The 24,290-nt window shown below is 47.4% G+C and carries 19 protein-coding genes and 2 tRNA genes; 7 read left to right on the top strand and 14 right to left on the bottom strand.

Annotated features, from left to right (window positions below; translation table 11 throughout):
- Positions 1-154: 154 nt before the first annotated feature.
- Positions 155-239 (bottom strand) — tRNA-Tyr (locus ACVA6Q_RS13940).
- A 320-nt stretch (positions 240-559) separates the two neighbouring features.
- On the opposite strand from ACVA6Q_RS13940, the gene ACVA6Q_RS13935 reads away from it, so the two are divergent.
- The 3 genes from ACVA6Q_RS13935 (at position 560) to ACVA6Q_RS13925 (ending at position 5,195) form a co-directional block, all read left to right on the top strand.
- Positions 560-1,660 (top strand): efflux RND transporter periplasmic adaptor subunit, encoded by a 1,101-nt coding sequence (locus tag ACVA6Q_RS13935; RefSeq protein ID WP_446647897.1) that lies wholly within the window; start codon positions 560-562, stop codon positions 1,658-1,660.
- Positions 1,660-4,788 (top strand): vibriobactin export RND transporter permease subunit VexH, encoded by a 3,129-nt coding sequence (vexH, locus tag ACVA6Q_RS13930; protein WP_446647896.1) that lies wholly within the window; start codon positions 1,660-1,662, stop codon positions 4,786-4,788. Before ACVA6Q_RS13935 ends, vexH begins: the two co-directional genes overlap by 1 nt.
- Before the next feature lie 86 nt (positions 4,789-4,874).
- Positions 4,875-5,195 (top strand): DUF1244 domain-containing protein, encoded by a 321-nt coding sequence (locus tag ACVA6Q_RS13925; RefSeq protein WP_042502329.1) that lies wholly within the window; start codon positions 4,875-4,877, stop codon positions 5,193-5,195.
- A 99-nt stretch (positions 5,196-5,294) separates the two neighbouring features.
- Here ACVA6Q_RS13925 and ACVA6Q_RS13920 read toward each other — a convergent pair whose 3' ends face one another.
- Entirely contained in the window at positions 5,295-6,620 is a 1,326-nt protein-coding gene (locus ACVA6Q_RS13920; RefSeq protein ID WP_353496685.1) for a Na+/H+ antiporter family protein, read from the bottom strand.
- Positions 6,621-6,647: 27 nt separating this feature from the next.
- Positions 6,648-7,298: a ribonuclease T gene (gene rnt / locus ACVA6Q_RS13915; RefSeq protein ID WP_446647904.1), complete on the bottom strand. Its 651-nt coding sequence runs from the start codon at positions 7,296-7,298 to the stop codon at positions 6,648-6,650.
- Positions 7,299-7,695: 397 nt separating this feature from the next.
- Between rnt and motY the strand changes: the two genes are divergently transcribed.
- The gene (gene motY, locus ACVA6Q_RS13910) at positions 7,696-8,526 is read left to right on the top strand and encodes a flagellar protein MotY (RefSeq protein ID WP_446647903.1); all 831 of its coding nucleotides are present in this window, start codon (positions 7,696-7,698) and stop codon (positions 8,524-8,526) included.
- A 289-nt stretch (positions 8,527-8,815) separates the two neighbouring features.
- On the opposite strand, the gene bla is transcribed toward motY, so the two are convergent.
- The 10 genes from bla to ACVA6Q_RS13860 all read right to left on the bottom strand — a co-directional run bounded on the left by bla (position 8,816) and on the right by ACVA6Q_RS13860 (position 18,030).
- Positions 8,816-9,685, bottom strand: coding sequence for a class A beta-lactamase (bla, locus tag ACVA6Q_RS13905; RefSeq protein WP_268681265.1), 870 nt, complete (start codon positions 9,683-9,685; stop codon positions 8,816-8,818).
- Between the two features lie 417 nt (positions 9,686-10,102).
- On the bottom strand, positions 10,103-10,519 hold the full coding sequence (gene gloA, locus ACVA6Q_RS13900; protein ID WP_446647895.1) for a lactoylglutathione lyase: 417 nt from the start codon (positions 10,517-10,519) through the stop codon (positions 10,103-10,105).
- 17 nt (positions 10,520-10,536) lie between these two features.
- The gene (nth, locus tag ACVA6Q_RS13895) at positions 10,537-11,178 is read right to left on the bottom strand and encodes an endonuclease III (RefSeq protein WP_112480531.1); all 642 of its coding nucleotides are present in this window, start codon (positions 11,176-11,178) and stop codon (positions 10,537-10,539) included.
- A 99-nt stretch (positions 11,179-11,277) separates the two neighbouring features.
- Positions 11,278-11,967, bottom strand: a complete 690-nt coding sequence (locus ACVA6Q_RS13890) for an electron transport complex subunit E (protein ID WP_112480530.1) — start codon at positions 11,965-11,967, stop codon at positions 11,278-11,280.
- On the bottom strand, positions 11,967-12,596 hold the full coding sequence (gene rsxG, locus ACVA6Q_RS13885) for an electron transport complex subunit RsxG (protein ID WP_446647894.1): 630 nt from the start codon (positions 12,594-12,596) through the stop codon (positions 11,967-11,969). Before rsxG ends, ACVA6Q_RS13890 begins: the two co-directional genes overlap by 1 nt.
- Before the next feature lie 4 nt (positions 12,597-12,600).
- Positions 12,601-13,647: an electron transport complex subunit RsxD gene (gene rsxD / locus ACVA6Q_RS13880; RefSeq protein ID WP_446647893.1), complete on the bottom strand. Its 1,047-nt coding sequence runs from the start codon at positions 13,645-13,647 to the stop codon at positions 12,601-12,603.
- On the bottom strand, positions 13,647-16,295 hold the full coding sequence (rsxC, locus tag ACVA6Q_RS13875) for an electron transport complex subunit RsxC (RefSeq protein WP_446647892.1): 2,649 nt from the start codon (positions 16,293-16,295) through the stop codon (positions 13,647-13,649). Before rsxC ends, rsxD begins: the two co-directional genes overlap by 1 nt.
- Before the next feature lie 8 nt (positions 16,296-16,303).
- Positions 16,304-16,885, bottom strand: a complete 582-nt coding sequence (gene rsxB, locus ACVA6Q_RS13870) for an electron transport complex subunit RsxB (protein ID WP_446647891.1) — start codon at positions 16,883-16,885, stop codon at positions 16,304-16,306.
- Positions 16,885-17,466: an electron transport complex subunit RsxA gene (gene rsxA / locus ACVA6Q_RS13865; RefSeq protein ID WP_042476631.1), complete on the bottom strand. Its 582-nt coding sequence runs from the start codon at positions 17,464-17,466 to the stop codon at positions 16,885-16,887. The genes rsxB and rsxA overlap by 1 nt, the downstream gene beginning before the upstream one ends.
- Before the next feature lie 488 nt (positions 17,467-17,954).
- Positions 17,955-18,030, bottom strand: a tRNA-Asn gene (locus tag ACVA6Q_RS13860).
- A 487-nt stretch (positions 18,031-18,517) separates the two neighbouring features.
- Here ACVA6Q_RS13860 and uvrB point away from each other — a divergent pair.
- From uvrB to ACVA6Q_RS13845, 3 genes are all read left to right on the top strand, one after another.
- Positions 18,518-20,548, top strand: a complete 2,031-nt coding sequence (gene uvrB, locus ACVA6Q_RS13855) for an excinuclease ABC subunit UvrB (protein ID WP_446647890.1) — start codon at positions 18,518-18,520, stop codon at positions 20,546-20,548.
- A gap of 146 nt (positions 20,549-20,694) precedes the next feature.
- A complete protein-coding gene (gene luxO, locus ACVA6Q_RS13850) occupies positions 20,695-22,095 on the top strand; it encodes a quorum-sensing sigma-54 dependent transcriptional regulator LuxO (protein WP_446647889.1) in 1,401 nt (466 codons plus the stop codon).
- Entirely contained in the window at positions 22,092-22,442 is a 351-nt protein-coding gene (locus ACVA6Q_RS13845) for an Hpt domain-containing protein (protein ID WP_353496676.1), read from the top strand. The genes luxO and ACVA6Q_RS13845 overlap by 4 nt, the downstream gene beginning before the upstream one ends.
- A gap of 74 nt (positions 22,443-22,516) precedes the next feature.
- Here the strand turns inward: ACVA6Q_RS13845 and ACVA6Q_RS13840 are convergent, their stop codons facing one another.
- Complete coding sequence (locus tag ACVA6Q_RS13840; protein WP_446647888.1) at positions 22,517-24,118, bottom strand: long-chain fatty acid--CoA ligase; 1,602 nt, start codon at positions 24,116-24,118, stop codon at positions 22,517-22,519.
- Between the last annotated feature and the right edge of the window lie 172 nt (positions 24,119-24,290).

Here is a 24,290-nt window from a genome sequence, read left to right as displayed (position 1 = left end):
GGGACGGATTCGAACCATCGAAGGCAGTGCCGGCAGATTTACAGTCTGCTCCCTTTGGCCACTCGGGAACCCCCCCAGGGGTTTTATACTTGGTCGATGTTTTCCCAACGCGTCGATTCAAGTTGGTTAGCTGACATCATCAACTAACAAAATGTGGTGGGGGGGGACGGATTCGAACCATCGAAGGCAGTGCCGGCAGATTTACAGTCTGCTCCCTTTGGCCACTCGGGAACCCCCCCAGGGTTTTATACTTGTTTGATGTTTTCCCAACACATCCCTCAAGTTCGGAGCGCATCATAACAAACTGCGTATGGCTGTAAACTCTTTTTTGCTGATTTTGAACTGAATGGTGCCTTTTTGGGCAGAGACGGCTAAAAAGCGTGTTTTTAGTCATTATTATTTAAACAGCAGGGAGTTATAGTGGTTATACGTGATGATAAGAAGGAGAGATTACGCTTAAATGTAAATGAACTCCTATGGATAGATTTACACTTCTTGACGTTACGCGGCGTATAACTCGTTAAAATAACCTAAGTTTTTACACGATAAGACATCTACAATGAAAAATAAAACCATAACGGGCTTGCTCGCACTGTCTATTCTATGTGCCTCTCCAGCAAGTTTTGCCAAAAGGAGTTTTGGCGCTAAGGCAGTGTCGGTGGTTACCGAACCTGTTGCTATCCACCAAGTCTCGCAATCGCTTTCACTAGTCGGCAAGCTTGAAGCTGACGAATCTGTCATTATTGCGTCTGAGGTGAACGGCATTGTTGATAGCATTCAAGTGACAGCCAATCAAACCGTAGAAAAGGGTCAGTTGCTGGTTCAGCTTAACGATGACAAAGCATTAGCCGCTGTCGCAGAAGCTAAAGCTTATGTTCGTGACCAAAAGCGTATTCTTGCCGAATTTGAACGCTTAGTGGACCGCAACGCGATAACGAAAACCGAGATTGATGCCCAAAAAACGGTGGTTGAGATTGGTAACGCCCGTTTAGATGCAGCGAATGCCAATCTAAATGACCTATATATAGAAGCGCCATTTTCTGGCACCGTTGGTTTGATTGATTTCAGCCGAGGCAAACTGGTGAATGTAGGTACTGAACTTCTCACGCTCGATGATCTGTCTGTGATGCAGTTAGATTTACAAGTTCCAGAAAGCTACTTGCCAATGCTTGAAAAGGGCATGGCTGTCACAGCGCGCACTTCTGCGTGGGGAACTCGCGTATTTACCGGCAAAGTGATCGCTATTGATACTCGAGTCAATCAAGAAACGCTTAACCTGCGCGTTCGTATCCATTTCGACAACGAAGAAGCGCGCCTCAAACCAGGTATGCTAGCTCAAGCGCGCATGGAATTCCCACCTATTGAAGCGCCAATCATTCCTGTTCAAGCGTTGGAGTACTCAGGCACTAAGCGTTATGTCTACGTGGTTGATGAAAATAACAAAGCGCACCGCACAGAAGTGTTCCTAGGTGCCCGTGTTGGTAACCAGGTAGTCATCGAAGAAGGTTTAGAAATCGGTAAGCGTATCGTTGTTCAAGGTATTGTGAACATGCGTGATGGCGTGTCCGTTTCGGAAGTAGACGCAAGCGGCAGACCCGTCGGCGGTAAAGGCGGCAAACCTGAAGGCGCGACTAAGCCAGCAGAGAAGGAAACCAACTAATGTTGTTATCTGATGTTTCTGTAAAACGTCCGGTAGCCGCGATCGTACTAAGCTTATTGCTTTGCGTATTTGGTCTGGTTTCTTTTAGCAAACTAGCCGTACGTGAAATGCCGGACATCGAAAACCCTGTGGTGTCGATCTCTACTCGCTACGACGGTGCATCCGCGACCATTATTGAAAGCCAAATTACTTCGGTGATTGAAGACCAATTATCGGGTATTAGTGGCATCGATGAGATTGAATCGACCACGCGCAACGGCAGCTCTCGTATCACTGTCACCTTTGAGCTTGGTTATGATTTGAATTCTGGCGTAAGTGACGTTCGTGATGCGGTAGCAAGAGCCCAGCGCGCATTACCAGATGAAGCAGACGACCCACTGGTATTTAAAAATAACGGCAGCGGACAAGCTTCTCTCTATATTAACCTAAGCTCCTCTGAAATGGATCGAACTCAGCTTACTGATTACGTAAACCGTGTGTTGGTTGACCGATTTAGTTTGATTTCCGGTGTGAGCTCGGTGGATGTTTCTGGTGGTTTGTATCAGGTCATGTACGTCAAGCTTAAGCCTGCCTATATGGCAGGGCGCGGCGTGACGGCATCGGATATTACGGTAGCGCTGCGAAGTGAAAACTTAGAAAGCCCAGGCGGCGAAGTTCGAAATGATGCAACAGTGATGTCGGTACGTACTGCGCGTGCCTACAACACGCCGATTGATTTTGAGTATCTAGTTGTTAAGCGTGCTAGTGACAACACGCCTATTTACCTAAAAGATGTGGCTGATGTTTACGTAGGCGCAGAGAACGAAAACTCGACGTTTAAAAGCGATGGTGTCGTGAATGTGAGTATGGGTATCGTGCCACAATCAGATGCGAACCCACTCGAAGTGGCGGACTTGGTTCACAAAGAAGTTGAACGTCTGCAGCAGTTCCTTCCTGATGGAACACGGCTGGCGATCGACTACGACTCTACCGTGTTCATCGACCGCTCGATTTCAGAGGTGTACAACACCCTGTTTATCACCGGTGGCCTAGTAATCTTAGTGTTGTACATCTTTATTGGACAGGCGAGAGCGACGCTCATTCCAGCCGTAACGGTACCTGTATCACTAATTTCATCGTTTATCGCGGCGTATTTCTTTGGTTTTTCTATCAACCTCATCACGCTAATGGCACTGATCTTATCGATTGGTCTGGTGGTGGACGATGCTATCGTTGTGGTTGAGAATATTTTCCACCATATTGAGCGTGGTGAATCGCCGCTACTCGCGGCGTATAAAGGCGCCCGCGAAGTTGGTTTTGCGGTTGTTGCAACAACACTGGTCCTAGTCATGGTATTTCTGCCGATCTCCTTTATGGATGGCATGATTGGCCTACTGTTTACTGAGTTCTCAGTGTTACTGGCGATGTCGGTGATCTTCTCCTCGCTAATAGCACTCACGCTGACCCCAGTACTTGGTAGCACCATCTTGCGTGCGAACGTTAAGCCGAATCGATTTACTCAGTTCATTGACCGTGGATTTAAGAGGCTAGAGGGTGGCTATAAGTCACTGCTTGCGAAAGCGCTAAAATGGCGTTGGCTTGCGCCGGTCGTGATTACGGCGTGTGTCGGCGGAAGCTTCCAGTTGATGCAGCAAGTGCCTGCGCAGCTAACTCCTTCAGAAGACCGTGGTGTGATCTTTGCCTTTGTTCGTGGCGCGGATGCGACCAGCTATAACCGTATGGCAGCGAACATGGACTTGGTAGAAGAGCGATTGATGCCATTGCTTGGTCAAGGTTTCTTGAAATCGTTTAGCATCCAGTCGCCAGCGTTTGGTGGTCAGGCGGGTGACCAAACCGGTTTTGTCATTATGATCCTTGAAGACTGGAATGATCGAAATGTCACGGCTCAGGAAGCGCTAGGTGAAGCAAGAAAAGCACTTGCTGGTATTGCCGATGTGCGTGTGTTCCCGTTTATGCCAGGCTTTAGAGGCGGTTCGAGCGAACCTGTGCAGTTTGTTATTGGTGGCTCCGACTATTCAGAGCTGCAAACATGGGCAGATAAACTAGAGCAAGCCGCAGAGCAATCACCTTATATGGAAGGCGCAAGCACCAACTACTCAGAAAAAACGCCTGAGCTAGTGGTAAGCATCGACCGTGAACGTGCTGCAGAGCTTGGGATCAGCGTTTCGGATATTTCAGATACGCTGGAAATCATGCTTGGCGGTAAAACTGAGACTACGTATGTCGATCGCGGTGAAGAGTATGACGTTTACTTACGCGGCGATGAAAACAGCTTTAATAACGCCAATGACTTAAGTCAAATCTACATGCGTACTAAGTCTGGTGAGCTGGTTACCCTTGATGCGGTAACCAAGATTGAAGAGGTGGCATCATCAATTCGTTTGTCTCACTACAACAAGCAAAAAGCTATTACGATTACCGCTAACCTTACTGATGGTTACACTTTGGGCGAAGCGCTGGAGTTTATGGACAGTCAAGCTATCGAGATGTTGCCGGGTGATATTTCGGTGAGCTACGCGGGTGAGTCAAAAGACTTCAAAGAGAACCAGTCGAGTATCCTTGTGGTGTTTGGTTTGGCGCTCTTGGTGGCTTACTTAGTATTGGCGGCGCAGTTTGAGAGCTTTGTGAACCCATTAGTGGTGATGTTTACCGTACCTATGGGCGTATTTGGTGGCTTCTTGGGGATGGTTATCATGCAGCAAGGTCTAAACATCTACAGTCAGATCGGCATGATCATGCTTATCGGTATGGTCACCAAAAACGGCATCTTGATTGTTGAGTTTGCAAACCAGCTTCGCGACAAAGGCATCGAGTTTGAAAAAGCCATCATCGACGCTTCGGCAAGACGTTTACGCCCAATCATGATGACGGCCTTTACCACGCTAGCAGGTGCCATCCCGCTTATCCTGTCAACAGGGGCGGGCTATGAGAGCCGCGTAGCGGTAGGTACGGTCATCTTCTTCGGTATGGCGTTTGCGACCTTGGTTACCTTGTTCGTTATCCCAGCGATGTACCGCTTGATATCGGCGCGCACTCAATCGCCAGGTCACGTTGAGGCCGAGCTAAATAAAGCGCTTAGCCACGATGTGAAAGCGCGAACCAGTCATGGTGAGTTAAACGACGTATAGGTCATAAATGCCCAGTTTCGACTGGGCATTTTTTTGTTTGTTGGTTAGGATGGAGGAAGAAAAACCAACAATAAAAGGAAAGTAGAGTGGCTGATTTCAAATATAAAGATCTACCTCAAGAGCAACAAGATAAGCTCGACGCTGCGGTATTTCGTCGCCTTCTAGAGCACCTAGACAGCAATAAAGATGTGCAAAACATCGACCTTATGATTTTGGCAGGGTTTTGCCGTAACTGTTTTAGCAAGTGGTATAAAGCCGAAGCAGAAACCGCTGGATTGGACTTAGACATTGATGACGCTCGCGAACGTGTCTACGGTATGACTTACGATGAATGGAAAACCAACCATCAACCAAAGGCAACGCCAGAACAGCTAGCAGCGTTTGAAGCAAGACAAGCAAAGAAATAGTCTTGGATTCATCAAGATACTAAAAAGGCTTGGTCAGTGACCAAGCCTTTTTACGTTACGTCATTCCTGCGTAGGCAGGAATCTACTCAAAGCGAATGACTACAGCACCATCGCCGCAATCCAACCAAATACAATCAGTGGGATGTTGTAGTGGACAAAGGTCGGTACCACGGTTTCCCAAATGTGTTCGTGCTGACCATCTGCGTTTAGGCCAGATGTTGGACCTAAGGTTGAGTCAGAAGCTGGTGAACCGGCGTCACCGAGTGCAGCTGCAGTACCAACAAGGGCTACTGTTGCCATTGGCGAGAAGCCAAATGCAAGTGCTAGAGGCACGTAAATCGTTGCAATGATTGGAATCGTCGAGAACGAAGAACCGATACCCATAGTGACCAGAAGACCAACAATAAGCATTAGCAGTGCTGCAAGTGGCTTGTTGTCACCGATGCTTGTTGATAGTGCCTCAACCAGCGTTTCAACGCCGCCAGTTTGTTTCATTACTGCAGCAAAGCCTGCTGCTGAAATCATGATAAAGCCGATCATCGCCATCATGTGTACACCTTTAGTGAACACATCTTGCGTCTCTTTCCATGCGATCACGCCGCCGAAAGTGAACACCATGAAACCAGCCAGTGCACCAATGATCATTGAGCCAGAGGTTAGCTGAACAGCGAGAGCCGCAACGATACCTGCAATGGCAATAACAATGTTCTTTTTGTTGATGTGCGAAGGCTCTTCATCAATTTGTGTTAGCTCGGTTTCTGCGTATTCGCGAGGCTTACGGTAGCTAACTAACACAGCCACTAGAAGACCGGTGATCATGCCGGCAGCTGGCAACAACATCGCCATTGGTACTTGTGACGCTGTTATTGACTCAAGGCCATTGTCGTGCAGGTTTTTAAGCAGAATGTTGTTTAGGAAGATACCACCAAAGCCAATAGGCAATACCATATAAGGCGTCACTAGACCAAAGGTCAGCACACACGCTACTAGACGACGGTCCAGCTTAAGTTTTGCAAATACGCCTAACAAAGGTGGGATCAAAATTGGGATAAAGGCGATATGAACTGGAATAATGTTCTGAGACGACATAGTCACTAAGATAAGCGCAACAAGAACCGCATATTTAAGACCCGTTGTGCCTGCTGAACTCTCTTTGCCATGGATGCGTTTAATAACGCTCTGTGCAAGTAGATCAGTAATACCAGATTTCGAAATTGCGACAGCAAAGGTACCTAGCATCGCATAGCTAAGTGCGATAGTGGCACCACCGCCGAGGCCGCCTTCAAAGGCACTAACAGCGTCAGTCAAAGACATACCAGATACGACACCACCAACAATGGCACTGAATGTTAACGCAACGACAACGTTAACGCGCATCAGTGCGAGCAGCAGCATGATGCAAACGGAAATAACGACAGGATTCATAATAATCTCTAAAAAATGTGTGTTTGTTTATTCTTGGTTGTCGTCAACAATCGGCCAGCCACCAAGAGCCTTCCATTTGTTGACGATTCGGCAAAACAGCTCAGCCGTCTTTTGAGTGTCGTAAAGAGCCGAGTGGGCTTCCTTGTTATCGAACTCCATTCCTGCGACTTTACAAGCTTTTGCCAATACCGTTTGACCAAAGGCGAGACCGCTCAAAGTGGCAGTATCAAAGGTAGCAAACGGATGGAACGGAACGCGCTTAAGTTTGGCACGTTCATTCGCCGCACTCACAAAACTGTGATCGAAGTTCGCATTGTGCGCCACCATGATGGCGCGATTGCAATCGTGTTGCTTTTGCTCTTTTCGAATCACTTTGTAGATCTCTTTTAACGCTTCTTGCTCCGACACCGCACCACGAAGTGGGCTGAATGGGTCGCGAATACCGTTAAATTCCAGCGCTTCCTTTTCTAAGTTCGCGCCTTCGAATGGTTCAATGTGATAGTGCATCACAGTGGCAGGTTCAAGGTTACCTTCTTCGTCCATCTTTAAAGTGATGGCACAAATTTCCAGTAACGCATCAGTGCTAGCATTAAAACCTGCTGTTTCCACGTCGACAACAACGGGAAAGTAACCACGGAATCGCTTTTTTAGGGTAAGTGCTTCGTTTTCTACAGACATGTTTGAGTTTTCAAGTGTGACGAAGCGGGCATTATTGCAGATTATGTCAGCATAAAAAACTAAACCGGGCATTTAATTTGCCTTCTATACGGCTATTGATAGCAAGTACTCATGGCTTTGGTTCAATAACTAAGGTTCGTCTAAGATATTGGTTGAACAAAGTCGGTACAAAAAGTAGTCAGAGTCTATCTTGTCTGAGATGCGCAATCACGAAACGAGCGCTTTGTTTTTTATAAGCGCTATGTTGGCGGGGAAATTGCAATAACCTATACGGAGATCCATCTAAATGCTTTGGCGGCAAGGACATGCCGCTAATGCAAATGCTATCGAGTTATCTATCTGTATGAAATTAAAAGCTTTACTTACAACATTACTCCTGCCAACGCTGGCAATCCCAATGGCGGATGCGGCAATGGAAAAGCGCTATGTGGCAACGCCCACTCAGTCGCAGTGGGAAATGGTAAGTAACACACCGCTTGAGTGCCGCCTTGTACATCCGATCCCAAACTTTGGCGATGCGGAATTCGTCGCTCGCGCTAGCAAAAAGAAGAACCTCGATTTTGAACTTAAAATGCGCCGCTCGATGGGGGAAACGCGCAATGTAAGTTTAGTGTCGATGCCACCACCATGGCGTCCAGGCGACAGCGCTGACCGCATCACCAACTTGCAGTTCTTTAAACAGTTCGACGGTTACGTAGGTGGGCAAGCCGCTTGGAGCATCCTGAGTGAGCTTGAAAAAGGTCGCTATCCAACGTTTAGCTACCAAGATTGGCAAAGCCGAGACGAGCGCATCGAAGTGTCGTTATCTTCTGTGCTGTTTCAAGTCAAATACAATGTGTTTAGTGATTGTGTCGCTAACTTGCTTCCGTACAGCTTTGAAGATATTTCTTTCACTATCTTGCACTATGACCGCAATAGTGAGCAGCTCAATAAGACCTCGCAACATCGTTTACAGCAGATTGCTGAGTACGTGCGCTACAACCAAGACATCGATTTAGTCTTAGTGTCGACCTTTACTGATTCTTCAGAATCGAAGAGTGAAAGCCAGCAGTTATCGGAAAAACGTGCGACGATTTTACAGGACTACTTCCACTCTTTAGGGTTGCCGAAAGACCGCATTCAGGTGCAGGGTTATGGTAAGCGCAGGCCTATCGCGAGTAATGCATCGCCAGTGGGTAAAGCGAAGAACCAAAGGGTGGTAATTTCGTTTGGGCGGACTGAGGTTTAGGGGGTGTTTGACGTTGGAGTTTTGGAAACCAGTAGTTGTGAGGCTGCTGGTTTTTTTGTTTTTTGGAGTGGTGTTAAGAGGTGACCTGCTCGCTGCCTTGAGCTTGGGGCTCGATGGTCTCGACAATGCAGGTTTCAAATTTGTCGTCATTCCGCACTTGATGCGGAATCTACCTAACGCGCGTGCTGAAAGTCAAAAGGTGCGCTGTTAGTTACTTATTTAGGTTTAAATTACTTTTGGACAGAAGTTATTTAGAGTTGGAGTCCACTACCATCTCTGAATTTTATGATTATGGCTGGGTGCCATCAGTGAAGAGATCGAAAATCGATTTGCCTATTTCGACTATTGCCAGATTGCGCTGATCCATTGAAGCATCAGTCTGACTAACATAAATGCTAACAATGAGCGGAGATTGTTTGTCTCGCCAAACTACAGCAGTAATACTCCTTGCACCGAAACCGCCAGCACCTGAACGGTCTCCAATTTCCCAGCCAGAAGGTAATGCAGAACGCAGTAAGTTGCCTGTCACTTCATTTCTCTTCATCCAATCGACTAATTGCACACGACTGTCTTGAGAAAGTACCGTCCCGAATAGCAGCTCACTTAAGGTTTTTGTCATAGATATAGGTGTTGTCGTATCCCTTAGGTCGCCTGGTAATGCTTCGTTCAGTTCGGGTTCAACACGATCTAAACGAGTATTCATATCGCCGATATCTCGTAAAAAACTTGTAATACTTTCTGTACCGCCGACTGACTCAATAACAATATTTGCTGCTGTGTTGTCACTTGTTAGCATCGTGGCTTGGCAAGAATCACCTAGTGTAATCTCCTTTTCGACGTATGCTTCTAATATTGGAGAATAAGTAACAAGGTCATCGCTGATAACCTCAACAGTATTGCTTAGTTCATTTCTTTTGTGATCAACATCATAGAGTAATTTTGCACAGGCAATAGATTTAAACGTGCTAGTCAATGGAAAGCGTTCGTCACCTCTAAAACTATATAGTGCTCCGTTTTCAACATTCAAAACAGCAACACCAATACGAGCGGAGAGGGTTTCTTCTTGCATCTTTATCGCCTTTTCGGCTGAAGCAAAATCTATGGTGGCAGCAAACGAAATAGAAGGAACGAGAAGATAGAGCGCTAAAAGCAGGATTATTGATTTTTCCATTTTTGGTCATTCATTAGAACTATTGCGGGCGATTCTAGTTGAAGCAATGTCGGATCGCTACACCTCCCGAATAGTTATTAGATAATCTATCTAAAAACCGTGGATAGTGGTTGATGATGGTTGCTTTCACCAACACAGAATGGGGCAATAGTGAGTTAGCGCAAAGTAGATATCAGAGTCTAAAGATACAAAAATTACTCGAGCATAGACGACCAATACCCCCTCTAACTCCCCCTATGTTGAGTTTCTCAGCATGGCAATGGGCTATGGTGTTCAGGGGGAGAACGTTCTTTGGTGCTGGAAGTATTTGCGGCGTCTAATGGTCAGAGAGTTTGGATAGCGGACATAAAAAAGCCAGTGGTCATTCCCACTGGCTTTGTTGTTTCAGCTTGATGATATTATCACTTAACCTTCAAGGCCCGCACTAGCTTGCTTGTTCTGAATCAATTCGATCATGTAGCCGTCTGGGTCTTTGACGAAGGCAATTTGAGTGCTACCGCCTTTAACAGGACCTGGTTCACGGGTAACATTGCCACCTGCAGCTTTGATGGCGTCGCATGTAGTGTAGATGTCGTCTACGCCGATAGCGATGTGACCATATGCGCTACCTAGGTCGTATTCGGTGACGCCCCAGTTGTACGTTAACTCAATGACTGCACCTTCAGACTCATCGCCAAAGCCTAAGAAAGCTAGGGTGTATTTGTATTCGGTGTTTTCATTTTTGCGCAGCAAGTTCATACCAATGACGTCGGTGTAGAACGAGATAGATTTATCTAGGTCACCTACACGTAGCATAGTGTGAAGGATACGGCCGTTAGACATAACATTGCTCCTTAATATTAATTGTCTGGATAGACTTTTTCTTTGAATTCGCAGAGATCTTCAATAATGCAGCTGCCGCAGCGCGGTTTGCGGGCGACACAGGTGTAGCGTCCGTGAAGGATCAACCAGTGATGCACATCAAGCTTAAATTCTTTTGGAACGACTTTGAGTAATTTCTCTTCCACATCGTCGACGGTTTTGCCCATCGCGAATTTAGTGCGGTTTGAGACGCGGTAGATATGGGTGTCTACGGCGATGGTTGGCCAACCAAAGGCGGTGTTGAGTACCACGTTGGCGGTTTTACGTCCCACACCAGGTAGCGCTTCCAATGCTTCACGGTTTTCTGGGACTTCGCTGCCGTGTTTTTCGATAAGGATCTTACAGGTCTTGATGACGTTCTCGGCTTTGGAGTTAAACAGACCAATAGTCTTGATGTACTCTTTCACGCCATCAACACCAAGCGCTAGCATGGCTTCTGGTGTATTCGCAACCGGATAGAGTTTATCAGTGGCTTTGTTCACACTGACATCGGTTGCTTGCGCCGAGAGTAGAACCGCGATCAGCAGTTCGAATGGCGAGCTCCAGTTGAGCTCAGTCTCTGGTTTGGGGTTGTTTTCGCGAAGCCGCTCTAGAATCTCTTTTCTTTTGGTGTTGTTCATTTGCTGACTAATTCTTCCGCTGATTGCTTGTACTCAGTGTCTGAGTATCCAGTGTGTTTTTATTATAAAAATGCCCGAAAATCTCGGGCATGAAAAGCTTTAGTTGGTAACGCGAGCGCGTTCAATCTCTGGTTTTTCTTGTTTTGGTTGGCGCTGTTCGATTTGCTTATCGATGACGTTCTTGAGAGCAATCAGGAAGCCAACGCCGATAAACGCCCCTGGTGGCAACAATGCCAACAAGAACTGGCTATCAAACTGGAACACTTCAATACGAAGGGCTGCCGCCCAGTCACCTAGTAGCAGGTCGGCACCATCAAACAGGGTACCGTTACCAATTAACTCTCGCATCGCACCAAGCACAACCAGCGCAGAGGTCATACCCATGCCCATCCAAAAACCATCGAGAGCAGCAGGACCAACCGCGTTTTTAGAGGCGAACGCTTCTGCACGGCCGATGATGATACAGTTGGTCACGATAAGCGGGATAAAAATACCCAATGATAAGTAAAGGCCATAGGCGTATGCGTTCATCAATAGCTGAACACAGGTTACTAACGCTGCAATGATCATTACGAACACCGGAATACGCACCTCTTTTGGCACGTAGTCACGAACTAAAGAGACTGTCACGTTGGAGCCAACCAATACCAATAGTGTTGCGAGTCCTAAGCCTAAGGCGTTGGTTACGGTGGATGAAACCGCAAGCAGAGGACACAGACCAAGCAACTGTACTAAAGCTGGATTGTTATCCCACATGCCATTTTTAAGAAGTTCTTTTGAGGTTGTCATTACTCACCTCCACAGTTACGTGGCTGGTTTAAAATGGAGTCGCGATTGTTGTTCACGTATTCCACGGTATTTTTGACCGCATTGACCACCGCTCTTGGCGTGATAGTTGCGCCAGTGAACGAGTCGAACTGGCCGCCGTCTTTGCGGACTGCCCACTCATTCATGTTGTCTTCGGTCACTTGCTTGCCCGAGAAACCCAAGATCCAATCGGTGATTCGAAGGTCGATTTTATCGCCCAGTCCTGGCGTTTCTTGGTGTGCCAATACACGTGTACCCAAGATAGTTCCGTCAACATCAACGCCAATGATGAGCTTGATTGCGCCGCTGTAACCATCCGGTGCGATGGTTTCAATGGCAAGAGCTTTTGGCTCATTGTTGATGGTCGCAATGTAAGTAGGCTGCGCTGCCGTGGTGCCAAGTGCCGGATCGCTGACCAAGGTGCAAGCGGCGTATAGTTCGTTGTCATGCAGTTCATGAGGGATGACCTCATTCAGCGTTGCTTGCAGCTGTGCGCGTTCTTGGCGCAAGATCTGATCTTTGGTCAGATATTGGGTGACGGCAACGACACCGGTTGATGCACAAGCAAAGATAGCCAGTGTTAAGCCGTTTTTTCTAATTGCGTTCAACATAATATCAGTGCCCGTAAGTTCTTGGTTTGGTGTAGTAATCGATAAGCGGTACGCACATATTGGCAAGCAGGACGCCAAAGGCGACGCCATCTGGGAAACCGCCCCAAGTACGGATGATGAAAACCATCAAGCCAACGAAGGCACCAAAAATCAAACGACCTTTTACTGTGGTCGATGCAGAAACCGGATCGGTCGCAATAAAGAACGCACCAAGCATAGTCGCACCCGACAACAGGTGCAGCAAAGGTGAGCCTGTTTCGCCAGGCCATATCATGGCGAAGAAGCCGCTGACTACAGTCAGAGACACTAACATCGCCACCGGTATGTGCCATTGGATAATGCGTAACTTGAGAAGTGCCAAACCGCCGAGCAGATAGGCTAGGTTTACCCATTCCCAACCAATGCCAGCGAGGCTGCCAAAGATGGGCTGGCTTAGAACTTCACCCATGGTGTTGCCATTACTGATGCCTGTTTTGAATGCATCAAGCGGCGTTGCCATTGTAATGCCATCAATGCCAGTACGGATCTGCTGTAGTGAGTAGCCATCCATATCAAAGCCACCGAAAATCAGCGAGAAAGCGTCAGCAAAACCAACGGGTTCGTTTGAGATAGAGATTGGCGTGATCCAGCTTGTCATCTCTACAGGGAAAGAGATAAGTAACACAACATAGGCCACCATTGCTGGGTTAAATGGATTCTGACCCAGACCACCATAAAGGTGTTTCGCGATGACGATAGCGAATAGTAGACCAATGACTACTACCCACCATGGAGACAATGGTGGGATGGCAATAGCAAGAAGCCAAGCGGTAACCAAAGCACTGTAATCACGAAGCGCTAGAGCAGGGGAGCGTTTGCGAAGCAGCATGACCGCAGCTTCAAGTCCCAGCCCAACAACAATCGCCAGCGCGAGTTGGATAATCGTGCCCCAACCAAAGAAATAGGTCTGAGCGACAAGGCCTGGCAGCGCACACAGCGCCACACCTTTCATCAGATCCGGCGTACGTTTACGACTATGAGCATGTGGAGAGCTAGCAATAAAGAACGACACTAGTTGTTCTCCTTATTTTGTTCTTGTTGGCGTTTTCTAGCTTTTGCGCGAGCAATCGCGGCAGCGACTGCGGCTTTTTTCGGATCGTCTGATTCCGACGTTGTCGTCTCAGTAGCCACTTCTTTAGGTTGTTCAGCTTGTGCTGATTCTACTTTTTCAGGTTCAGTTTGAGCCGCTTGCTTGCGAGCTTTAGCGCGTGCAACCGCCGCAGCAACAGCAGCTTTCTTCGGATCTTCCGCTTCAGAAGATGGCGTTTCGCTTGCCATTTCTTCAGTTTCAGCTTGAGCGGCTTGTTTACGGGCTTTAGCGCGCGCAATAGCAGCAGCTACTGCGGCTTTCTTCGGATCATCTGTTTCAGAAGCTGGCGTTTCGCTTTTCGCTTCTTCCGGCTCAACCTGAGCAGCTTGTTTACGAGCTTTAGCGCGCGCAATAGCAGCAGCTACTGCGGCTTTCTTCGGATCATCTGTTTCAGACGCTGGCGTTTCGCTTTTCGCTTCTTCCGGCTCAACCTGAGCAGCTTGTTTACGAGCTTTAGCGCGCGCGATAGCGGCAGCAACTGCAGCTTTCTTAGGAGCGTCTGCCTCAGACGCTGGCGCTTCGTCTTTCGCTTCTTCTGACTCAGCTTTACCGGCTTGTTTGCGAGCTTTGGCACGAGCAATTGCAGCAGCGACTGCTGCCTTTTTTGAATCGTCTGACTCAGAAGTTGGTGTTTCGCTTTCTGATTCTGACGGATCAGTTTGAGTTGCTTGTTTGCGTGCTTTCGCACGGGCAATCGCGGCGGCCACTGCCTCTTTTTTCGCTTCTTGGCTGCCTGAATCAGAAGGCGCATCTTGCTGCTGCGCAGCTTTCTTGGCTTTCGCACGAGCTAGGGCTGCAGCAATCGCAGCTTTCTTCGGATCGACATCTGCGCTGGTTTCTGCAGTCGCGTTTTCTGGCGCTGACGCTTTGTCAGCTTTACGCTCTCTGGCTTGACGCTTACGCTCTTCGCGCAGTTTAGCCATTTCTGAATTGTCTGGCTCTGCTTGACCTTGTTTAGCGGCTTCCGCCTGCTTAGCTTTAGCGCGGGCAATCGCTGCAGCGACCGCTGGTTTCACTTCACTAGTGGTTTCAGTTTTGGCTTTCTGCGCTTTAACGCGCTCAATGGCAGCAGCGATAGCGTCGTCGCCATCAGATTTACTCATCTGTTTGCGGCGATCATCGGCGGCTTTCTTGAATCGATTTTCACGTTCTGCTTTGTCACGCTCCATGCGTGCTTTTTTCTCTTCAAAACGGACTTTCGCGCGTTCAGCTGCATCGGCATCTTGTTTACGAATGCGGATTTCGGCTTTGGCCTGGCGATAGTATTGAACCAGCGGGATTTCGCTTGGGCAAACAAACGCACACGCACCGCATTCGATACAGTCTTTAAGGTTCAGCTCTTCACATTTGTCGTATTCTTGCGATTTTGCGTACCACTGTAATTGCTGTGGAAGCAAAGATGCGGGGCAGGCTTCGGCGCACTGACTACAACGAATACAGGCGATCTCGTGAGAGCGAGGATCAATCTCGCGAAACATTGGGGCTAAAATACAGTTCGCCGTTTTAGTGATAGGGACACTGGCATGCGGCAGGGTAAAGCCCATCATTGGACCACCCATAATAAGACGTTGTGATTTCTTATCTGCTTTGTAACCAAACTCATCAAGCAGCGCTTGAACTGGCGTACCAATGCGCGTCCAAACATTACGTGGTTGTTTGAAGGTTTTACCTGTGAGGGTAACGACACGTTCAATGAGTGGCTCACCTTGGCAAACGGCTCGTTTGATTGCGAACGCAGAACCGATGTTTTGTACCATAAGGCCAATATCGGCAGGAATGCCACCCACTGGCACTTCAAGATTGGTTAAGATCTTGATGAGCTGTTTTTCACCACCAGAAGGGTATTTGGTTGGGATCACACGGATCACAATGTCTTCGTTCTCAGCGGCTTTCTCTAATGCTTTTATTGCTTCAGGCTTGTTATCTTCAATACCGATGATGGTCAGCTTTGGCTTAAGCATGTGCTTGAGGATATTGATACCTTCAATTACTTCATCGGCGCAGTCTTGCATTAAGCGGTCATCTGCCGTGATGTAAGGCTCACACTCAGCGGCGTTGAGGATCAAGATTTCAGTGCGCTGTAAACCCGATTGAATTTTCTTCGCTGTTGGGAAGCCTGCGCCGCCCATACCTGAGATACCGGCAAGACGAATGGTCTCGATGAGCGCGTCTGGCTCAAGTGCGCGGTAGTCTTCGACAGGAGAAAGCTCAGTCCAGGTGTCTTCGCCATCCGCTTCAATCACAATGCATAGATCATTCAAACCCGATGGGTGAGCAATAGTGCGAGGTTCAATCGCTTTGATGGTGCCGGACGTTGGCGCATGAACAGGCAACATGAAGGCCGCGTTGACTTGGCTTAGCGGCTGACCTTTAAGTACTTTATCGCCAACGTTAACCAATAGGTCGCCTGGCTTACCAATGTGCTGTTTTAGAGGAATGACGAGTTCGCTCGGTACAGCAGCACGCACTATCTCATTGCGGTTAGACTGTGTCTTATTTTCTTGCGGGTGCACACCGCCAGGGAAGTCCCAAAGGGAGCCTGATTTAATTTGTTCGATGAGTGATAACATAATGCTCCCTACTTACCGCTTAGTTCTGTCGTTGGTTCGGTAATGTTGACGACAGGGATAGCATCCATTTGCCATTTCCATGTATCCGCGGTGGTTTCTACCGGGATCATTTCAATACAATCAGTTGGACACGGCGCAACGCAAAGGTCACAGCCGGTACACTCATCCTTGATAACCGTGTGCAGTGCTTTAGTGCCACCGACAATGGCGTCTACCGGGCACGCTTGAATACATTTTGTGCAGCCAATGCACATGTCTTCGTGGATAAAAGCGACTTTTTTAATCGATTTTTCGGCATCGTGCGCAGAGTCTTCGACTTCGACACCCATTAAGTCTGCAAGCTTTTCAATCGTCGGTTGACCACCCGGAGGGCACTTGTTGATCGCATCGCCATTAGCAATCGCTTCAGCGTAAGGGCGACAACCAGGGTAACCACACTGACCGCACTGAGTTTGCGGCAGAATGCTGTCGATTTGATCGACAATAGGGTCAGCTTCAACTTTGAATTTAATAGAGGCAAAGCCTAGAACGGCGCCAAACAGACCCGCTAGGATAACAACAGCAACGATGGCAATAAGGATGGTACTCATTATAGTTTCACCAACCCTGTAAAGCCCATGAACGCAAGAGACATGAGTCCTGCGGTAATCATTGCGATAGAGGCACCTTTGAATGGCGCTGGTACATCGGCGGCGGCAATACGCTCACGCATTGAAGCAAACAGGATCAGTACCAAAGAGAAACCAACGGCTGCGCCGAATCCATAGATGATAGATTCTATGAAGTTGTGGTTTTCATTGATGTTGAGCAGCGCGACACCCAGCACAGCACAGTTGGTCGTGATCAGCGGCAAGAAGATACCGAGTAGCCTGTATAGGGTAGGGCTGGTTTTGTGAACCACCATCTCAGTGAACTGCACCACCACGGCGATAACGAGAATAAAACTCATCGTTCGCAGGTATTGGATACCCAGAGGCACAAGAACATAGGTTTCAACAAGGTAGGCGCATACCGAGGCTAAAGTCAGTACGAATGTTGTCGCAAGACCCATGCCGATGGCCGTCTCAAGTTTTTTAGATACGCCCATAAATGGACATAATCCAAGGAATTTAACCAGTACGAAATTGTTGACGAGTACTGTGCCCACCAACAACAAAAGATATTCGGTCATAATAAAAAGTGTAAAGAGCTCCGATCCCGATATTATCCAGTTTTGAGCGGTGAATAACAACCTGTGAAATCTATGGTTTTGCTCGTTTGTACGAAAAGTATAGGCATTCGGGCTAAAAACAAAAAAAGACGTACAGAATTGGGGGAGTGGGAGCAGACAAAAAGGCTGTTATTTGGAAGGAGTTTGTGAGACTCAGATACGAAAAAGCCGCGTCTTACGACACGGCTTAATCTAAATTTGGCTCCCCCTGCGGGACTGGAACGTGGTCGACCGGATTCGGGCGGCGAGCTCTGCGGCATAGAATCCTGTAGGGATTTCTGTCGCTTAGAAACGAATAAGCCGCGTCTTACGACACGGCTTATTCTAAATTTGGCTCCCCCTGCGGGACTCGTACGCGGGCGGCGAGCTCTGCGGCATAAAATCCTGTAGGGATTTCTGTCGCTTAGAAACGAAAAAGCCGCGTCTTACGACACGGCTTATTCTAAATTTGGCTCCCCCTGCGGGACTCGAACCTGCGACATACGGATTAACAGTCCGCCGTTCTACCAACTGAACTAAGGGGGAATTGCTTAAAGCGGGGCGAATCTTAGCTACCCTGGATGTATGAGTCAATGGTTTTTATGAAAAATCACTGCAAAAAAAACTTCAAAAAAAACTTTACTTTCCTGAGAGCCTTATTGCTCATAAGGTTGTTTTACTTATCCACCAAAATTGTGGATAAATGTGTTAATTGCGCTGTAGAGAATGTTGAATTGAGTAATTACTCATTTGATGGGGTGTGAATAACTGAATAAATTGTCAATTATGTGATTGAAATATAATGACTTTTAAAAGCTGGGGTTTGGAGTATCAAAAATGAGAATATTATTATTAACAGCTAAGCTAGGATTGATTGGGGAAAAACCGTGGATGGTTTGAAACGCTGGGTGTAGACGTGGGTTTTGCTTGGGTGCACACAATAGCAAATTGCACGTATAAAGGCGAGCTTTAGGTTGCAAATTGATAGCGCTAGCGCTCAAATAGTAGGGTTGCAGATAAGGGATACAAATAGATGGCAAAACACTTCGAATTGGTTTCTGATTACAAACCTTCAGGAGATCAACCTACCGCGATTACGCAGTTAGTCGATGGCTTGGATTCAGGTCTCGCCCACCAAACTTTGCTAGGGGTAACCGGATCCGGTAAAACCTTCACGTTAGCGAACGTCATTGCCCAAGCGCAAAGACCCGCTATTTTGTTGGCACCAAACAAAACCCTCGCCGCACAGCTTTATGGTGAGATGAAAGCCTTCTTCCCGAACAATGCGGTTGAGTACTTCGTTTCTTACTATGATTATTACCAGCCAGAGGCGTATGTACCGACCACAGATACGTTTATTGAAAAAGACGCGTCAGTGAACGCTCACATCGAGCAAATGCGTTTGTCGGCGACCAAAGCTCTGCTTGAGCGCAAAGATGCGATTATTGTCGCTTCAGTATCTGCCATTTATGGCCTAGGCGATCCCGATTCGTATTTAAAAATGATGCTTCACGTGACTCGCGGTGCGGTGATCGACCAACGTGATATCTTACTTCGACTCGCAGAGCTGCAATATTCCCGTAACGACGTTGCGTTTGAACGTGGCCAATTTCGCGTACGTGGCGAAGTTATCGATATCTTTCCTGCTGAATCGGATCAAGAAGCGGTACGCCTTGAAATGTTCGATGATGAAATTGATTGCATCAGTCTTTTCGACCCGTTAACGGGTGTGATTACCCAACGCGATATCGCGCGTTACACCATCTATCCGAAAACCCACTATGTAACGCCGCGAGAACGTATTCTAGATGCGATAGAAGAGATCAAAAAAGAACTTACCAGCCGTGCAACTTATCTAAAAGAAAACAATAAGCTACTTGAAGAGCAGCGTATTTCTCAGCGTACCCAATTTGATATTGAGATGATGAACGAACTTGGCTTTTGTTCAGGCATCGAGAACTACTCTCGTTACTTGAGTGGTCGCAAAGAGGGTGAGCCGCCTCCGACACTATTCGATTATTTGCCAGCAGACGGGTTGCTCATTATTGATGAGTCACACGTGACCGTGCCACAAATTGGCGCAATGTATAAAGGTGACCGCTCTCGAAAAGAAACGCTAGTGGAGTTTGGTTTTCGTTTGCCTTCGGCGTTGGACAATCGTCCAATGAAGTTTGAAGAATTTGAGATGATTTCGCCGCAAACCATTTTTGTCTCTGCAACACCAAGTGTTTATGAGCTAGAGAAATCTAACGGTGACGTAGCCGATCAGGTGGTGCGTCCGACGGGTCTCTTGGATCCAGAAATTGAAGTACGTCCTGTTGCGACTCAGGTAGATGATTTGCTCTCCGAAGCGAGAGCTCGCGCTGCGATCGATGAGCGTGTGTTGGTGACGACTCTTACCAAACGCATGGCAGAGGATTTGACTGAATACCTCAGTGAGCACGGCGTTAAGGTTCGTTACTTGCACTCAGATATCGATACTGTTGAACGTACCGAGATCATTCGCGATTTACGTTTGGGTGAATTTGATGTGCTGGTGGGGATCAACTTGCTTCGAGAGGGTTTGGATATGCCAGAGGTGTCGCTGGTGGCGATCCTTGATGCTGACAAGGAAGGTTTCCTGCGCTCAGAACGCTCTTTGATTCAGACCATAGGCCGCGCCGCGCGTAATATCAAAGGCAAAGCGATTTTGTATGGCGACCGTATCACCAAGTCGATGCAAAAAGCCATCGATGAGACTTCGCGCCGCCGTGAAAAGCAGCATGCTTACAATGAAAAAATGGGGCTGGTACCCACTGCGCTTAAGCGCAACATCAAAGACATTATGGAAATTGGTGGTGCAGTCAAAGGTGGTAAGCCGAAGAAAGGCAAACAGGTACCACTTTCTAAGGTCGCAGAGCCTTCTCAAGCGTATGTGGCGCTATCCTCACAAGATCTCGAAAAACAAATTCTCAAGCTCGAAGGAGAAATGTATCAACACGCTCAGAACTTAGAATTTGAACTAGCTGCAGAAAAACGTGATGAAATAGAAAAACTTAGACAACACTTCATCGCTAACAGTTAACAAGCTTTGAGCAGTCTGGTAGGCTGCTCAAGCTTTAAGCAGTAAAATAAAAATGGTTTTTCTTAATCAATAATTGCAAAATGCGAATATGCTTATAGAGTAACCAGATAAAGCAAACATAATAAAACAACAGTTAGCTAGGATTTATGCAACCTTTATTCGACGAGCCGAAGTCTCGCTACTTACTGATGGTAGAAGATACGGCCTCCGTTGCAGCTTTATATCGCTCGTATCTTTCTCCATTGGGGATTGATATCAATATCGTAGGCAATGGCCGCGATGCGATTCAAAGCTTACAGCATCGGACACCCGATCTGATACTTCTTGATCTGCGTCTTCCCGATATGACGGGGATGGATGTTTTGGACGCAGTGAAACAATCTCATCCAGACGTGCCTATCATCTTTATGACGGCGCACGGTTCTATTGATATCGCCGTCGATGCGATGCAGCACGGTGCCCAAGACTTTTTGATTAAGCCTTGTGAAGCTGACCGTCTGCGCGTAACAGTAACCAATGCGATTCGCAAAGCGTCTAAACTGCGCGATGAAATCAACGATACGGGTAGCCCAAGCTATCAAGGTTTTATCGGCAGTAGCCAGCCGATGCAAGCCGTATATCGCACTATCGATTCCGCCGCATCCAGTAAAGCCAGTATTTTTATTACGGGTGAGAGTGGTACCGGTAAAGAGGTATGTGCCGAAGCCATTCACGCTGCGAGTAAACGCGGTGATAAACCATTTATCGCAATTAATTGTGCGGCTATCCCGAAAGATCTGATTGAAAGTGAGTTGTTTGGTCACGTCAAAGGCGCCTTTACTGGCGCAGCGGTTGATAGACAAGGTGCGGCTGAGCTTGCTGATGGCGGTACATTGTTTCTTGATGAGCTGTGCGAGATGGATCTCGAACTGCAAACCAAACTGCTGCGCTTTATCCAAACCGGTACTTTCCAAAAAGTGGGCTCTTCGCGCATGAAGAAAGTGGACGTGCGCTTTGTGTGTGCGACCAACCGCGACCCTTGGAAAGAGGTACAAGAAGGGCGGTTTAGGGAAGACTTGTACTACCGTTTGTACGTGATCCCATTGCACCTGCCACCGCTTCGTGATCGTGAAGAAGACGTCATTGAAATTGCCTACTCGTTATTGGGTTTCATGTCGCATGAGGAAGGGAAGAGCTTTGTGCGCTTTTCTCAAGATGTGATTGAACGCTTCATCCACTACGAGTGGCCAGGTAACGTGCGTCAATTGCAAAATGTGTTGCGCAATGTCGTGGTACTTAACCACGGTAAAGAAATCACGTTAGATATGCTGCCGCCACCGTTGAATGAGCCTTTGATCGTCATGAAACCAACCGCATCATCGATCACGGTCTCGTCATTTGGTCCACAAGATATTGTGCCGCTGTGGCAAACTGAGCGACGTACCATTGAACAGGCCATTGAGGCTTGTGATGGCAACATCCCACAGGCGGCAAAGTACCTGGACGTAAGTCCATCGACCATTTATAGAAAAATCCAAGCATGGAATGCGAGTGAGACCAAAGCATGACGTTTATGAATCAAGACCGAGTTGAGCAGCTTACTAACGAAATTGGCGTGAGTAATATTCCTATTTTACTTGGAATATTCACTGGTGAGTTGGTGACGTATCAAAGTCAGCTTAGTGAAGGCGTACTTAGCGACAAAATGGAGTTGCTGGCGGAAATATGCCACGCACTCAAGAGCAGCGCTGCCAGTTTTGGTGCTGAGCCTTTATGCCAACTTGCGATCCAAATAGATGCGAAATCGAAGCAAAACGAACTGGTGGAAGATCAAGCTCTGATTGACCAAGTGCTTGCGCTGCTTGCTAACACACATACCACTTATATTAGCTACCTCGAGACGATAGAAGCCTAGCGCATCAAAGGTACCAAACGTAAAATGCAGCCTTAGAGGCTGCATTTTTTATGTTAGCTCGTTAAAGCAGCGCTCTATAGATACAATTTTCTAAGTTCTTTTTTATCAACTTTACCAACGCTGGTCTTAGCAATGGTATCGACAAACTTAATCTTCATTAGTAGCGCTTCGCGGGCGAGGATACCTTTGGTGATAAAGCCCTTTGCAAATCCTAAAAGCTCTTTTTCCGTCACCGTTTGTTCAGGTTTTAGCGTGATCAGAGCCAGAGGAACTTCGCCCCATTTATTGTGCGGCATGCCAATCACAGCGGCTTCAGACACGGCTTTGTGTTGATGGAGAATGTCCTCAAGTTCAAGGGAGCTGACCCATTCACCTGAGATTTTAATCATATCTTTCACGCGGTCAGTAATTTTGATGAACCCTTCTTGGTCGATAGTTGCCACATCGCCAGTATGTAAGTAACCACCTCGCCACAACGCCTTCGAGTTCTTATTGTCTTTGTAGTAGCTCGGTGTAAGCCACGGGGCTCGAACGACAATTTCGCCTGTGGTTTCGCCATCGTGTGCGAGTGGCTCCATTTGTTCATCGACGATCTCAACTTCGACCATCGCGACTTTTTTACCGGTTTTCGCCCGGTACTCCGCTTGAGTATCCATATCCTCTTCAAGATGTTCAGGTGTGAGTTGCACTATCGACAGGATTGGACCGGTCTCACTCATGCCATATCCGGCAAAGACATCAATATTGCGTGCTAATGCAGCCTGACAAAGTGCTTTTGGCAATGCGGCGCCGCCAATGACGACTTTCCATCCCGATAAATCCATTGAGGAAGATTTGGGTGAGTTGAGTAGCAAGTGCAAGATGGTGGGTACGCAGTGTGAGAAGGTCACTTTTTCTTGTTCAATAAGGCCAAGCAACACATCTGGAACATATTTACCCGGATAGACCTGTTTGATGCCAAGCATGGTCGCCATATAAGGTAGACCCCAAGCGTGAACATGAAACATTGGCGTAATAGGCATGTAGATGTCGCCTTGATGCAGCCGGCCTTGAACCGCATTGGTACCGAGAGAGCTTAGAATCCCTAGGGTATGCAGCACCAATTGACGGTGAGTAAAGAACACCCCCTTTGGCATCCCTGTCGTACCTGTAGTGTAAAAGGTGGTAGCGACTGTGTTTTCATCAAAGTCAGGAAAGTCAAATTCGTTAGGTTGCGCCGCCAATCGCTGCTCATATTCACAATCTCCTTCATCACGGAGTATCACGTAATCGTTGATGGTGTCGATACGTCCTTTGATTTGATCCAAGATTGGTAAAAATTCTTCATGGATGAGCAGGACATCGTCTTCTGCGTGGTCGATGGTATAGAGAATTTGCTCTGGAGAGAGGCGCACGTTAATCATATGCAGCTTGGCGCCAATCATAGGAATAGCGAAGTAGCACTCCAAGTAACGGTGAGAATCATAGTCCATTACTGCCACTGTATCGCCTTTTTTTACGCCCATTTGGGTTAGGGCGTTAGCAAGTTGCCTCACGCGATCATGAAAGGTCTGATAACTGTGGCGACGGTAATTGGCGTAGATGATTTCTTGGTCTGGATCAAAAGCAACGGGGGAGAAAAGGAGGTTCTTGATCAGCAGTTGATAATTGGATGGGTCATTCACGTACTGGTTCATGTCGGCACTTCGCTATTTTGATTGTTGTGATGCTAGAGTGATGCATTCATGGCAACGCAACAATTTGCTTGGTTAGCAATTGTTAACTAAGTAGGGTTTTTATCAGAATAGCAGTGAGGAACTGTGAGTGAATACTTACCTCGTATACAAAAAGCCCCAACTAGCTCTAAGT

It is taken from the genome of Vibrio sp. DNB22_10_4 (assembly GCF_052879755.1).
The sequence above is the reverse complement of the archived record's forward strand: the minus strand, read 5'-3'. Positions and strand labels throughout refer to the sequence as shown.

Excerpts from the sequence above, each read along its gene's own strand:
- rsxG (WP_446647894.1), bottom strand. The coding sequence starts at position 12,596 with ATGTTGAACGCAATTAGAAAAAACGGCTTAACACTGGCTATCTTTGCT.
- rsxA (WP_042476631.1), bottom strand. The coding sequence starts at position 17,466 with ATGACCGAATATCTTTTGTTGTTGGTGGGCACAGTACTCGTCAACAAT.
- ACVA6Q_RS13840 (WP_446647888.1), bottom strand. The coding sequence starts at position 24,118 with ATGAACCAGTACGTGAATGACCCATCCAATTATCAACTGCTGATCAAG.
- vexH (WP_446647896.1), top strand. The coding sequence starts at position 1,660 with ATGTTGTTATCTGATGTTTCTGTAAAACGTCCGGTAGCCGCGATCGTA.
- ACVA6Q_RS13935 (WP_446647897.1), top strand. The coding sequence starts at position 560 with ATGAAAAATAAAACCATAACGGGCTTGCTCGCACTGTCTATTCTATGT.
- nth (WP_112480531.1), bottom strand. The coding sequence starts at position 11,178 with ATGAACAACACCAAAAGAAAAGAGATTCTAGAGCGGCTTCGCGAAAAC.
- rnt (WP_446647904.1), bottom strand. The coding sequence starts at position 7,298 with ATGTCTGTAGAAAACGAAGCACTTACCCTAAAAAAGCGATTCCGTGGT.
- uvrB (WP_446647890.1), top strand. The coding sequence starts at position 18,518 with ATGGCAAAACACTTCGAATTGGTTTCTGATTACAAACCTTCAGGAGAT.
- ACVA6Q_RS13890 (WP_112480530.1), bottom strand. The coding sequence starts at position 11,967 with ATGACAACCTCAAAAGAACTTCTTAAAAATGGCATGTGGGATAACAAT.
- ACVA6Q_RS13920 (WP_353496685.1), bottom strand. The coding sequence starts at position 6,620 with ATGAATCCTGTCGTTATTTCCGTTTGCATCATGCTGCTGCTCGCACTG.
- rsxC (WP_446647892.1), bottom strand. The coding sequence starts at position 16,295 with ATGTTATCACTCATCGAACAAATTAAATCAGGCTCCCTTTGGGACTTC.
- gloA (WP_446647895.1), bottom strand. The coding sequence starts at position 10,519 with ATGTCTAACGGCCGTATCCTTCACACTATGCTACGTGTAGGTGACCTA.
- motY (WP_446647903.1), top strand. The coding sequence starts at position 7,696 with ATGGCGGATGCGGCAATGGAAAAGCGCTATGTGGCAACGCCCACTCAG.
- ACVA6Q_RS13845 (WP_353496676.1), top strand. The coding sequence starts at position 22,092 with ATGACGTTTATGAATCAAGACCGAGTTGAGCAGCTTACTAACGAAATT.
- rsxB (WP_446647891.1), bottom strand. The coding sequence starts at position 16,885 with ATGAGTACCATCCTTATTGCCATCGTTGCTGTTGTTATCCTAGCGGGT.
- luxO (WP_446647889.1), top strand. The coding sequence starts at position 20,695 with ATGCAACCTTTATTCGACGAGCCGAAGTCTCGCTACTTACTGATGGTA.